Genomic DNA, 12468 nt, shown 5'->3' with positions numbered 1-12468 from the left:
CGATGACTGATAAGGTCCTGTCGATAGGCGACGCGATCCGTGGCTTCGTGCCGGCGGGATCGCTCGTCTTCGTCGGCGGCTTCGGCCAGGGCGTTCCCTTTGCCGCTGGCCGCGAGATCATCCGGCAGGGCATAACTGGGCTGACGCTCTGCCGCACCGGCGCGGACATCCTGTTCGACCTGCTGGTGGCGGCGGGCGCGGCCGACCGCATCGTCGTCGGCTGGTTCGGCAATCCCGGCGTCGGCATCTCGCACATCTGTCGCAAGGCGATACGCGAGGGCCGGCTGGCGCTGACCGAAACCAGCAATTTCGGGCTCCTGCTCCAGCTTGAGGCCGCCGCTCTCGGCGTTCCGTTCCTGCCGGCGCATGTTCTGTCGGAAGGCGACCTGGGCGAGCGCGCAGACCGGAAGCCGGTCGTCTGCCCGTTCACGGGTGGGACGCTCTCCGCCGTGCCGGCGCTGACGCCCGATGTCGCGCTGGTCCACGCCTTGCGCGCCGACCGCCACGGCAATGTACAAGCCGACGGCATCATGGGCGACACATTGGCGGGAGCGCGGGCGGCGAAATCCGTGGTCGTTACCGTCGAAGAGATCGTCGACGACGCGGTGATCAGGTCCGAACCCGAGCGCACTATCCTCCCGGCCCACCGTGTCTCCGCGGTCGTCCATGCGCCATTCGGGGCGTGGCCGTCCTACGTGAAGGGCCTCTACGACCGCGACGACGAGCACTACGTGGCGTTCGACCGGCTATCGCGCGACCCCAGCAAGGTCCACGCCTATCTGGCCGCGATCCGCGCCGGCGGCGGGCTGCCCGACCCCGAGCGCCGCGCGGAACTGATGGACAGAGCAGGGGTGCCGGCGCATGTCCTATGACGCCGAAACGCTGACGATGGCCTGGCACGCCGCGCAGGAGCTCCACGACGGCGAGGTCGTCTTCGTGGGTATCGGCGCTCCTGGGCTTGCGGCGATGATAGCGCGGCGCAGCCATGCCCCCGACATCACTATGATCTTCGAATCGGGCGTCATCGGCGCCGACCCGGACAAGCCGCCTTTGTCCACCGGCAGCCCTTCGGTGGCGCGCGGAGCTGCCATGATCGGCACGATGCTCGACGTGTTCGCGACGCTGCAGCAGGGCCGCATAGACGTGGGCATGCTCTCTGGTGCCGAGATCGACCGCCGCGGCAACCTGAACAGCACGGCCATCGGTGCTTATGACAATCCGGCCGTGCGGCTTCCCGGATCGGGCGGCGCGCACGACATCGCGATGCTAGCCCGCCGGACTGTGCTGCTGATGCCGCATGAGCCGAAGCGCTTCGTCGAGAAGGTCGGCTACATCACCAGTCCCGGCCATCCCGCATCCGGCGTACGCGCGGTGAGGCCGGGCAGCGGTGCCGGACCGGCTGCCCTGGTCACCCCGCGAGCGCTGTTCCGCTTCGACGATGGCGAGATGACGCTTGCCGCGACCGCCCACGGCGTCACCGCCGGCGAGGCCGTTGCCGGCATTTCCTGGGATGTCAGGCGCAGGCATCGGCTCGATGTGCTGCCGCCGCTCCCCGACAAGAATCATTCGATCTTCGATTTCGTCAACGATGGAGCATCCGCATGAATGGTCCTCTCACCGGCCTCAAGGTCCTCGACCTGACGCGCGTCCTGGCAGGGCCGCTCTGCACGATGATGCTGGGCGATATGGGAGCCGAGGTGATCAAGGTCGAATCGCCGCTGGGCGACGAAACGCGCGGATGGGGGCCGCCGCATGCCGGCGGCGAGGCCGCCTACTATCTTGGCGTCAACCGCAACAAGCGCAGCATCGTGCTCGACCTGAAGACGGACGAGGGCATCGAGATACTCGACCGGATGATGCGGAACGCCGACATACTGGTGGAGAACTACAAGGTCGGCACGCTGGAGCGTTGGGGCTTCGGCGAAGATTGGAGGCGCGCCAGCGTCCCGCGCCAGATCCGCTGCTCGATCACCGGTTATGGACCGACCGGTCCGCGCGCGGCAGACCCTGGATACGACTTCATCCTCCAGGCCGAGACCGGACTGATGGCGATCACCGGCGCGGTCGACGGCGAGGCCATGAAGCATGGCGTCGCCATCGTCGACATAACCACCGGACTGTATGCCACCATCGCCATTTTGAGCGCGCTTCGGGCGCGGGAGATAACGGGGTACGGGCAGGCCGTTACCGCCTCGCTCTACGAGACGGGCATTTCCCTCCTGGCCAACGTCGCGTCCAACCACCTCCTCTCCGGCAAGCAAGCGAGCCGCTTCGGCAACGGTCATCCCAACATCGTCCCCTACCGCACGTTCCGCACAAATGACGGCGAGATCGCGCTTGCGGTAGGCAACGATTCGCAGTTTGAGCGCCTGTCCGTGCTCGCTGAGCAGCCGGAGTGGGCGGCCGACCCGCGCATGAAGACCAACGCGGCGCGAGTCAGGAACCGCGAATTGGTCGACAGCACGGTGGGAGAGGCCATGAAGGGCCATTCCAGCGAATGGTGGATGGCGCAGCTCAAGCTGTCGGGCATTCCCTGCGGCAAGGTCAACAGCGTCGCCGACGCCCTCAAGCATCCGCACACGATCGCCCGCGACATGGTGGTGAGCCTCGAGCATCCGACGGCCGGATCACTCGACCTTCTAGGCTTCCCGTTCAAGCTGACCGAGACGCCGCAGACGCTGCGCGCCGCGCCGCCTCTGCTGGGCGAGCACACGGACGAGATTCTGGCCGAGCTCGGCTATGATGCCGATTCCCGGCGCAAGCTCTACCAACTCGGTGCGGCGGTGACGGCAGGCGCCGAAGAACAGGTGTCCGCATGACCGGCACCGTCTCCGGCATCTCCCATGTCGGCCTGGCGGTGCCGGACGTCGACGCCGCCGCTGCGCATTGGGAGCGCGTGCTGGGCATTGCGGCGGGTCCGGTCTTCGAGAACGAAACGCAAGGGGTGCGGCTACGTCGCATCGACCTCGGCGCGGTCTACATCGAATTGCTGCAGCCGCTGCAGGCCGACAGTCCGCTGGCCGGCTATCTGCAGAAGAGCCCGCGCGGCGGATTGCACCACCTGGCATTCTCGACGGCGAATCTTGATGATACGCTTGCCGGCATGGCTTCTGGAGGCGCCGAACTGCTCGGCCAACCTTCGTTAAACGTGATGGGCGTGCGCATGGCTTTCCTCAAGCCGTCTGCCATGCAGGGCGTGCTGGTCGAGGTCGAGGAATCCGGCTGAGGCCGGCGCGGATCTCGTGGTCGGGTGAGCACGGAGCTTGAGGGGGCAATCGCCAGGCGGATGTGAACGATGGAGCTCAGACAGCTTCGCTACTTTGCCTCGATCGCGCAGCATCAGAGCTTCACCAAGGCATCGGAGAAGCTCCATATCGCGCAGCCGGCGCTGAGTCGGCAGATCATCGCGCTCGAGGATGAGCTAGGCGTCAAGCTGCTGCTGAGAACGGTTCGCGGCGTCGAGCTGACCGATGCCGGCCGCCGTCTGCAGGAGATGGCCGACTACATCCTGCGCTACATCGGCGCGATCAAGCCAAGCCTGTCCGACACGTCCGCGGGCCCGTTTGGGACGGTCGTCGTGGGACTGCCGCCGTCGCTGTCCTACCTGATTGCGCCGACGCTGATCGCCGAGGCCCGCGCAAAATATCCGGGTCTCACCCTCAAGATCATCGAGGGGTTTAGCATATTCCTGGCTGAATGGCTCGAACTGGAACGCATCGACATCGCGCTGCTGACCGATCCGGGTCCCGTCAAGTCGGTTGAGTACCGGAAGCTGATCGAAGAGGACATGGTGATGGTTGGCACGGCCAAGCTCATGTCCGGCGCAGGCGCCGCCGTGCCGTTCAGGGACATCGTCCACTATCCGCTTGCCATCACCAACGGCTTCCACCGCGTTCTGGAACCGTGGTTCGCCGCGTATCGCATTTCGCCCAACTATGAGGTCGAGATGGACAGCATCCCAGTCCTCAAGGAGATGGTGCTTCGCGGCCTGTATTGCACAGTGTTTCCGTATTCGATGGTGCACAAGGAGGTTGCAGAAGGCAGGCTGGTCGGTGTTCGCCTGACCGACCCGCCGATACGGCGCCAGATCGTCTCCGGCGTAAACGTCAGGCGGCCTACATCGATGAGCATACACACCGTCGAGGAACTGCTGATCGAGCAGCTCCTCAAGCTGCCGCAGCGGCTGGACGGTTCGCTCCAGGCCGCGGACGAAAGCTGAACCATCTTTGCTGGTCGATCGACCCTGCACATGCGATGCTTGTTGAGCATCACATGTATCGTTAATCAATCTTGGGATTCCACGCGCTTCTTGAATAGCCTTTTCCTCGCTCCGACGGTCAGAAATCGCCGGACCGTCAGGCCATCGGAGGACATGCGTGACGACAGAGGCCGATCAGGAATTCTTGCAACTTCTCAGGGACGAGCGGGAAATACGCCAAGTCATCCAGACTTGCGGCCGGGGCTCGGACCGCAAAGATTTCGACCTTATGCGCTCGGCCTATCACAACGACGCATATGACGATCACGGCGTCTTCAAGGGCAAGGTCGACGACTTCATCGAATGGGCCCGTCCCCATCACGAGAAGTTCGAGGCGTCCATGCACCTCCTTGGCTTTCCAAATGTCAATGTGAACGGGTCGTCCGCGTCGGCGGAAACCTATTGCATCCTCTACCAGTGGCTGAAGCCGGTTGCCGGAGATGAGCCGATGCCCGGCCAGACCGTCACCATTGCCTGCCGATATGTCGATCGCTTCGAGAAGCGCGACGGCCGGTGGAAGATCGCCCGTCGCGTCGTCGTCTATGAGGGGGTCATGCGCGCCTTCCGGCAGGAGAACGCGCCCGGGCCGATCGGCAACGGATTCACGGTCGGCTTGCGGTCGCACGATGACGTCGTTTTCGCCATGGAGGCGGACATTTGAGAATCGACGCGCGTCAGGAGGGGGCCGCGCGACATTTGAGGAATTCATATCCGCATTAAGCGGACCAACATGGGAGGACTATGATCGTGAGCAATATGATACGCGCGAACGCCGTTAGGCGCCACCGTTGGGGCGCCGTCGCACGCGCCGCAGGCCTCGCCGCCTTTCTTGGGTTGTCGGTCTTTGCGAGCAAGGCGTCGGCCGAACCCCTGACGTTCAACATGGCCGGATCGCTCAAGGGTACGCCGATCTACGAACAGTTCGAGCGCGAACTATTCCTCGAGCAGATGCCCAAGGACACCAACGGCGAGATCAAAGCCGATCTAAAGTCCCTGACCGAGATGGGCCTCAAGGGTCCCGAGGTGCTGCGGCTGACTGGACGCGGCGTCGTCCAGATGGGTTCGGTGCTGCTCGGCTACAACACCGGCGACGAGGTGGCGCTGGAAGGCGTCGACATCGCAGGGCTGGCGCCGGACGTGGCCTCGGCGCGCAAAGTCAGTATGGCTTCGCTGGCGTTCCTGAAGCCGATCTTCGCGGAGAAGTTCGGTGTCGAGCTCCTCGCCATCGGCTCCAATCCGGGCCAGATGTTCTTCTGCAACGCCGTGATGACGGGCCTGGAAAGCATTGCCGGCAAGAAGGTGCGGGTGAATGGCAAGTCGCCGGCCGCTCTGGTCGAAGCGCTCGGCGGAACCCCCGTCTTCATGCCGTTCGCGGAGGTCATTCCCGGACTCCAGAACAAGATGATCGACTGCACCATGGGCGGCTCGCTGCCGAACAACAAGGCGCATATCGACGATGTCACCACACACATGCTCAACCTCGCAATCGGCTGGGGGCAGATGGTCTACGTAGCGAACAAGCCATGGTGGGACGGTCTGACCGATAACCAGCGCAGCATGATTAAGGTGTCGCTTGAGAAGGGTATCCACGGGGTGATGTGGGATGCCGTCGCCGAACACACACAGCAGGGCGTCGATTGCTCAGCCGGCAAAGACAACTGCGTGCTGGGCGTCAAAGGTGACATGATCGTGATCGATGGATCCGATGCCGACCGCGATCGGCTGCAGACTTTGGCGAAGGAGAAATTCATCCCTGAATGGGCCTCCCGCTGCGGCGAAAAGTGCCTCGCCTCCTTCAACGAAACCATCGGCAAGGCCGCCGGCCTGATCAATTGAATGCCTCGAGGCTAGGCCCCTGCTCCGTCCCGTCCGCTTGCACTGGAGTGTACACGAAAATGCTTGACTCGATTGACCGCGCACTTTCTTTCGCCTTGGCGAAATCGGAATCGCTTTCTCTCGTCGCCGTACGAATTGGTGGGATAGCGCTTTTCTTCGCTGCGTTGATGGTGGTGGTCGATGTCGTGTTGCGGCGTTTTTCTTCGGTGACGCTTGGTGGGGCGGATGAGATTTCTTCCTATGCTTTTGCCGTCAGCATCAGTTGGGGGTTGTCGCTGGCCCTGCTAAGACGGTCTCATATAAGAGTGGATTTCCTTTACGTCCTTCTGCCTTTGAAGGCTCGCGCCATTCTTGATGCCGTCGCTTCCCTCTCTCTTGCTGTGCTGGCTTTTCTGCTGACTCGCTGGGGCGGCATGACCGTGATGGAGTCGTGGCGCTTCGGCGCGACGTCGAACTCCAACATTGTCGTGCCCCTGTGGCTTCCACAAGGCATCTGGGTCGTTGGTTTCGCGTTCTTCCTTGTCGTCTGCATTCTGATCTTCCTCAAGTGCGTTGTTCTTCTTCTTCAAGGGAAGGATCAGGAAGCCCATCAGGTGTTCGGCATCCTATCGGTCCAGGAAGAAGCCGAAGTGGAGTCGAAGGAAGCGCTCCAAGCACTCTAGTCTTCATAAGAATTAGAGAACGATCGAGCTGGGGTTTCGTAAGAATATATGATCGGCGGAATGCGGCGTCACTTGGAGATATAAATATGGGGATCGTTCTTCCGCTATCGATCGTAGTGCTGGTTGCCCTGTCATTGCCGATTGCCGCCGTACTGGGCGCGAGCGCCCTCATCATCGGTTCGTCATCAACGCTGTCGTTGATGCCGGCCTTGGGGGATGTGGCCTGGTCGGCGAGCAGCGAATTTCTCTTGATTGCCATCCCCTTGTTCATCCTGCTCGGGGAGATCGTACTGCGTTCCGGTCTGGCTACCAGAATGTACCATGGACTGGCTGCGTGGGTGTCCTGGTTGCCGGGAGGGCTCATGCATTCGAACGTAGCCGCCTGCGCCATGTTTGCCGCCACCGCAGGATCGAGCATCGCAACGGCAGCCACAGTTGGCACTGTCGCGCTGCCTGAGGCTAGGCGCTACCGGTACAATGAGCGACTCTTCCTGGGGACCATCGCTGCCGGAGGCACGCTTGGGATTCTGATCCCGCCTTCGGTGACGCTGATCATTTACGCCGTCCTGACCAATACTTCGGTCCCGCAGCTTTATCTCGCCGGAATTGTGCCGGGTCTGGCTCTGGCGACTCTGTTCATGACATGCGTCGCCGTTGTCTGCCTGTTCCGGCCGTCCTATGGTGGTGAGCGCCAGCCTATCTCATGGGCTGAGCGCGTCAGACGGCTACCCGACTTGCTGCCCCCAATCTTCCTGTTTGGACTGGTGGTCGGTTCAATCTACGCGGGGTTCGCATCGCCGACCGAGGCCGCCGCGCTGGGGGTGGCCGGTGCAATCCTGCTCGGCATGGCCTTCGGGAACCTTACCGTTCGAACGCTTTTCGAGGCGATAGATGCCTCGATCAAAACGTCGTCCATGATCATGCTCATCGTGATCGCGGCCTATTTCCTGAACTTCGCCATGTCCACGGCCGGGGTCATATCGGCCATCGAGACGGTGATCGGCGACTTCAGCCTGTCGCCGATGATGCTTCTGTTTGCGGTCGTCGTGTTGTTTCTGCTCCTCGGCTGCATCATGGAGTCCTTGTCGCTGACGGTGATGATTGTTCCGATCGTGGCGCCGTTGATGTTTGCTGCCGGCTTTGATCAAGTGTGGTTCGGCATCCTGGTGGTTGTCCTGATCGAACTGGGCATGATAACGCCGCCGATCGGCCTCAATCTCTTTGTTGTGCAGAATCTGCGCGGAAAGGGGCCGTTCATGGACGTCATCACGGGATCGCTGCCGTTCGTGGTGATCATGCTGCTTTTCATCCTCCTGCTCATCGTCTTCCCCGGCATGGCCCTCTGGCTGCCGTCGCTCTTCTACTGACGGGAAACGCAAGGCTGTCCCGGACCATCGGGCGCTGTCCGTCGGCAGCCCTCGGCCCATGCGCGGGGCTGTTCTGGCGCGTCATGCTGAGGCAATCCGCTGAGGCAGGCCGCGAACGAGCGACTGTGGCGGCGATCACAAAGGCATCCTCCCCGAGACCTGCCGCACCGCACCCAATCGGGTAGGAGGGAGCCTTGCGGTCTCCCTCCTCCCACACCACCGTGCGTACGGTTCCGTACACGGCGGTTCATGAAGCGTGATTTAGGCGTCTGAGTTCCTGTTGGAGCGAGATCAGCCCGAGTTGGTCGGAGAAGGCCTTGCGGAAGGCATCGTTCATGTGGCGGGCCCCGGCGTTCCACCCGGGACCGCGGCCATTGTTGGCCGAGTCACGTGCGCGCTACTCTACTAGGCCCCGCTGCATCAGCCGCGTGAACCGGGTCCGCGGTCGCTTCCATTGCCGCCACAGGATGCAGCGCAATTTGCGCCGCAGCCAGCCATCCAGTTCCTTGAGAACCCCTTTCACTTCGGTCAGCCGGAAGTAGGCGATCCAGCCGCGCAGGATCGGGGCAAGGGTCTTGACGGTGGCGCCAAGGGCACGGCCGCGCCCGGCGCGGTAGGCCGCTCTCAGCTTGTCGCGCAGTCGTGCCACGCTCGATGCCGCTATCCGCAGACGCGGCGTCTCCTGAGCACTCATGGTGTAGCCGAGGAAGGTCGCCTCCACGGTCGGTCAACGGCGCTCTTGGCAGCGTTGACCTTGAGCTTCAGCCGCTCGGCAAGGAAACGGGTGAGCGAGGCCATGACACGCTCGCCGGCATGCTGCGACCGCACATAGACGTTGCAGTCGTCGGCATAGCGGCAGAAGGCGTGGCCGCGCCGCGCCAGTTCCTTGTCGAGATCGTCGAGCAGGATGTTCGACAGGAGCGGCGAAAGCGGACCGCCTTGCGGCGTGCCTTCGCTGCGGGCTGTCGCGATCCCGCCCGTCATCAACCCGGCCTGCAGGTAGCGGCGGATCAGCCGCAGCACTCGCTTGTCCATGACCTTGCGCGCCACGCGTGCCATCAAGACATCGTGGTTCACCCGGTCGAAGAACTTCTCCAGATCGAGATCGACCACGAAGCGGCGGCCACCAGCCACGTGGGACCGGGCGGCAAGAACCGCCTGGCGCACATCAAAAAACCCGGCCTCACGCCGGGCCATTCAGACTGCTGACAAGCCGCTGGCATAAGCTGGGGGTTTTTGATTCAGTGGGTCATGTTGAAGCGACCCGCTCCCGAACAGACCGCGCTCGAGATAGTGACGCTTGATCAGCTGGTTCCCGCCGACCACCTTCTGCGCAGGATCGATGGTGTAATCGACTTCTCGTTCATCCATGATCTGACGGCGCCGCTCTATTGCGCCGACAATGGCCGTCCGCCCCTCGATCCGACATTGATGTTCAAGGCACTGTTCATCGGCTACCTGTTCGGGGTGCGCTCGGAGCGACAGCTGGTGCGCGAGATCGAGGTCAACGTCGCCTACCGCTGGTTCCTGCGGCTGAAGCTGACGGACAAGGTGTTCGACGCATCGACGCTGAGCCAGAACCGTCGCCGCCGCTACCAGGACGAGGCGATTGCGCAGGGCATCTTTGATCGCATTGTCGAGCAGGCGATCCGGGCCGGCCTGGTCGACGGCACGGTGCTCTACACCGACTCCACGCATCTGAAGGCCAACGCCAACAAGGGCAAGTACGACCTTGCGATGATCGCCAAATCACGCGCCGACTACTGGGCCGATCTGGACCGGGCGATCGAGGCCGAACGGACGCTGCATGGCCAGAAGCCCTTGAAGGAGAAGGAGCGGCAGCCGACGGTCAAGGAGACGAAGGTCTCGCGGACCGACCCTGAGGCTGGCTGTCAAACGGCCCGCAAAGTTGCCCCCCGATCGGCGTCCAATGTTGACCCCTTGAGTATGCTGCGCGGTGAGGAGGCGGCGCGGCGGAGCTGGTCTGGATTGCGCAGCCGCGCCGGCTCCGGATCGGTGGTGTGCGGGGAACTCAGAGCCTGTTCTTGAAGCGCCAGCTCTCGTTGCCGGTCTCGACGATGTCGCAGTGATGGGTGAGCCGGTCGAGGAGCGCGGTGGTCATCTTGGCGTCGCCGAAGACGGACGGCCATTCGCCAAAGGCGAGGTTCGTGGTGACGATGACGGAGCTCTGCTCGTAGAGCCTGCTGACCAGGTGGAAGAGCAGTTGTCCTCCGGACTGGGCGAAGGGCAGATAGCCAAGTTCGTCGAGGACGATAAAGTCCATGCGTGCGAGATAATCGGCCATGCGGCCCTGGCGGCCGGCGCGGGCTTCGGCCTCGAGCTTGTTGACGAGATCGACGACGTTGAAGAAGCGGCCGCGAGCTCCGGCACGGATGCAGGCCCGGGCGATCGCGATGGCGAGATGGGTCTTGCCGGTCCCGGTGCCTCCGACCAGGACGACATTGCGCTGATGAGCCAGGAAGTTCCCGCCGGCGAGATCATGGACGAGCGTCTCGTTGATCGGGGTGCCGTCGAAGGCGAAGTCGGCGACATCCTTGGCGAGCGGCAGCTTGGCGATGGTGATCTGATACTTGATCGAACGAGCCTGCTTCTCGGCGATCTCGGCTGCGAGCAGGTCGCCGACGACGCGCTGCGGCTCGTGCTGGCGCTTCACCGCCGAGGCGATGATCTCGTCGAAGGCGGCCTTCATGCCATAGAGCTTGAGCTCGCCCATGGTGGCGAGAATCTCCGAGCGTTCCATCACACGGCTCTCCTGAGGCTGTCGTAGCGGGCACAATCGGCGGTGGGCTCATGGCGCAGGCGCAACGCATCGGGCGTCATGATCGTGATCGCTGCCGCGGGCTCGCGGCGCCGGGCCAGGATGTTGATGATCACGTCGGCGGAGTGGACGCCCTGCCGAAGGGCGTCCGCGCAGGCAGCTTCGACGGCGGGCAACCCGTCGCTCAGCACCGCGGTCAGGATCTCGACCATCTGCCGATCGCCGTCTTGAACGGCCGCGAGCTTGCGCCGGACCCGATCGATCGCGCCGGGCAGGACCCAATCCTTGAAGGGGGCGCCGTTACGCAGGGCTCCCGGCTTGCGAGCCAGCACCGGGACATAGTGCCAAGGATCGTAGATGGTCTGGTCGCGGCCATAGCAGCGGGGATGCTCGCCGACGATACGCCCGTCCTGGCGCAGCTCGACCCGATCGGCATAGGCGCGGATCTCGACGGGACGCCCGACCGCACTCGCGATGACCGAGTACTTGTTGTTGTCGAAGCGCACGAGGCAGGTCTTCGACACCGAGGCTGGCAGTGAGTGGAAACCATCGAACCGCCCCGCGTAAGGCACCAGGCTCGGGCGCTCGGCTTCGAACATCTCCCAGATCGTGCGGTCACGCTGTTCGGGATGGCGGTGAGCCTTGGCGTAGCGGAGCACCTGATCCATCAGCCAGGCGTTCAACTCGTCGTAGTTCTTGACCCGCAGCCGTGGGGCGAAGAAGCGCTCGCGCACGAGCCCGACCTGGTTCTCGACCTGCCCCTTCTCCCAGCCCGAGGCCGGCGTACAGGCGACGGGATCGACCAGGTAATGGCTGCACATCTGCTGGAAGCGGCGATTATAGGCCCGCTCCTTGCCGACGAAGATCGTCTCCACCGCGGTCTTCATGTTGTCGTAGATGCCGCGCGTGCAGGCGCCCTTGAAGAAGGCGAAGGCCCGGTCATGGGCGTCGAAGACCATCTCCTGGCTCTCGCGCGGATAGGCCCGCACGAACAGCATGCGCGAGTGACAAAGCCGGACATGCGCCACCTTCACCTGGGTCGTCGCGCCATTGATGACGACGATCTCGTGGCTCCAGTCGAACTGATAGGCCTCGCCGGGCGCGAAGCTCAAAGGCACATAGGCGTCGGCCGTGACGGCGGATTGCTCGCGGCGCCAGCCTCGCGCATAGCGACGCACGGCATCGTATCCGCCCTCGTAGCCGAGATCCCGCAGTTCTTCGAAGAGCCGGATCAGCGTCAGGCGCTCGCGGGCCGGCTTGCCGTCGTTCGCCATCAGCAGCCGATCCAGCTCAGGGCGCCAGGGTCCAATCTTCGGCTGCGGCTGAACCTTCCGCTCATACTCGAACGACGTCGCACCCGAGCGTAGCACCTTCCGCACCGTGTTCCGGGAGACATGCAGCTCGCGGGCGATCTCCTTGATCGTCTTCCCACGGATCGAAAACTCGCGCCGGATCCGCGCAATCGTATCCACGCCCTTCATCCCCCGCCCGCCCATCCGAAACCAGGACGGGCAGTCTCACCGAAACCGGCTCAAGGGGGTCAAAGTTGGACGCCGATCCCCCGCC

The 12468-nt window shown here is 63.4% G+C and carries 13 protein-coding genes and 1 pseudogene; 10 read left to right on the top strand and 4 right to left on the bottom strand.

From position 1 onward, the window contains the following. Nucleotides 1–2: 2 nt before the first annotated feature. The 9 genes from KIO76_RS09345 to KIO76_RS09305 all read left to right on the top strand — a co-directional run bounded on the left by KIO76_RS09345 (nucleotide 3) and on the right by KIO76_RS09305 (nucleotide 8123). Entirely contained in the window at nucleotides 3–872 is an 870-nt protein-coding gene (locus KIO76_RS09345) for a CoA transferase subunit A (RefSeq protein ID WP_213322882.1), read from the top strand. Further along, complete coding sequence (locus tag KIO76_RS09340; protein ID WP_213322880.1) at nucleotides 862–1605, top strand: CoA-transferase subunit beta; 744 nt, start codon at nucleotides 862–864, stop codon at nucleotides 1603–1605. The genes KIO76_RS09345 and KIO76_RS09340 overlap by 11 nt, the downstream gene beginning before the upstream one ends. Then, entirely contained in the window at nucleotides 1602–2819 is a 1218-nt protein-coding gene (locus KIO76_RS09335) for a CaiB/BaiF CoA transferase family protein (RefSeq protein ID WP_213322878.1), read from the top strand. The genes KIO76_RS09340 and KIO76_RS09335 overlap by 4 nt, the downstream gene beginning before the upstream one ends. Beyond that, a complete protein-coding gene (locus KIO76_RS09330; RefSeq protein WP_213322876.1) occupies nucleotides 2816–3226 on the top strand; it encodes a VOC family protein in 411 nt (136 codons plus the stop codon). The genes KIO76_RS09335 and KIO76_RS09330 overlap by 4 nt, the downstream gene beginning before the upstream one ends. A gap of 69 nt (nucleotides 3227–3295) precedes the next feature. Further along, nucleotides 3296–4219: a LysR family transcriptional regulator gene (locus KIO76_RS09325; protein ID WP_213322874.1), complete on the top strand. Its 924-nt coding sequence runs from the start codon at nucleotides 3296–3298 to the stop codon at nucleotides 4217–4219. Nucleotides 4220–4376: 157 nt separating this feature from the next. After that, complete coding sequence (locus KIO76_RS09320) at nucleotides 4377–4919, top strand: nuclear transport factor 2 family protein (protein ID WP_213322872.1); 543 nt, start codon at nucleotides 4377–4379, stop codon at nucleotides 4917–4919. Between the two features lie 95 nt (nucleotides 4920–5014). Next, nucleotides 5015–6094: a type 2 periplasmic-binding domain-containing protein gene (locus tag KIO76_RS09315; RefSeq protein WP_249729817.1), complete on the top strand. Its 1080-nt coding sequence runs from the start codon at nucleotides 5015–5017 to the stop codon at nucleotides 6092–6094. Nucleotides 6095–6153: 59 nt separating this feature from the next. Beyond that, the gene (locus KIO76_RS09310) at nucleotides 6154–6756 is read left to right on the top strand and encodes a TRAP transporter small permease subunit (protein WP_213322868.1); all 603 of its coding nucleotides are present in this window, start codon (nucleotides 6154–6156) and stop codon (nucleotides 6754–6756) included. A gap of 86 nt (nucleotides 6757–6842) precedes the next feature. Next, nucleotides 6843–8123: a TRAP transporter large permease gene (locus KIO76_RS09305; protein WP_213322867.1), complete on the top strand. Its 1281-nt coding sequence runs from the start codon at nucleotides 6843–6845 to the stop codon at nucleotides 8121–8123. 397 nt (nucleotides 8124–8520) lie between these two features. On the opposite strand, the gene KIO76_RS30920 is transcribed toward KIO76_RS09305, so the two are convergent. Together KIO76_RS30920 and KIO76_RS30915 are read right to left on the bottom strand one after the other, a co-directional pair. Next, on the bottom strand, nucleotides 8521–8844 hold the full coding sequence (locus tag KIO76_RS30920; protein WP_291977612.1) for a group II intron maturase-specific domain-containing protein: 324 nt from the start codon (nucleotides 8842–8844) through the stop codon (nucleotides 8521–8523). Continuing rightward, on the bottom strand, nucleotides 8814–9320 hold the full coding sequence (locus KIO76_RS30915; RefSeq protein WP_249729548.1) for a reverse transcriptase domain-containing protein: 507 nt from the start codon (nucleotides 9318–9320) through the stop codon (nucleotides 8814–8816). Before KIO76_RS30915 ends, KIO76_RS30920 begins: the two co-directional genes overlap by 31 nt. A gap of 54 nt (nucleotides 9321–9374) precedes the next feature. Here KIO76_RS30915 and KIO76_RS09295 point away from each other — a divergent pair. Further along, nucleotides 9375–10013 (top strand): annotated as a pseudogene (locus KIO76_RS09295) (transposase); the annotation flags it as partial. 142 nt (nucleotides 10014–10155) lie between these two features. Here KIO76_RS09295 and istB read toward each other — a convergent pair. Then, complete coding sequence (gene istB, locus KIO76_RS09290) at nucleotides 10156–10884, bottom strand: IS21-like element helper ATPase IstB (RefSeq protein WP_151612119.1); 729 nt, start codon at nucleotides 10882–10884, stop codon at nucleotides 10156–10158. Beyond that, nucleotides 10884–12383 (bottom strand): IS21 family transposase, encoded by a 1500-nt coding sequence (gene istA, locus KIO76_RS09285; RefSeq protein WP_213322865.1) that lies wholly within the window; start codon nucleotides 12381–12383, stop codon nucleotides 10884–10886. Before istA ends, istB begins: the two co-directional genes overlap by 1 nt. Between the last annotated feature and the right edge of the window lie 85 nt (nucleotides 12384–12468).

This window comes from Chelatococcus sp. YT9, from assembly GCF_018398315.1.
Lineage (GTDB): Bacteria > Pseudomonadota > Alphaproteobacteria > Rhizobiales > Beijerinckiaceae > Chelatococcus.
Note: the sequence above shows the minus strand (reverse complement) of the source record. Positions and strands in the feature narration are given on the sequence as shown.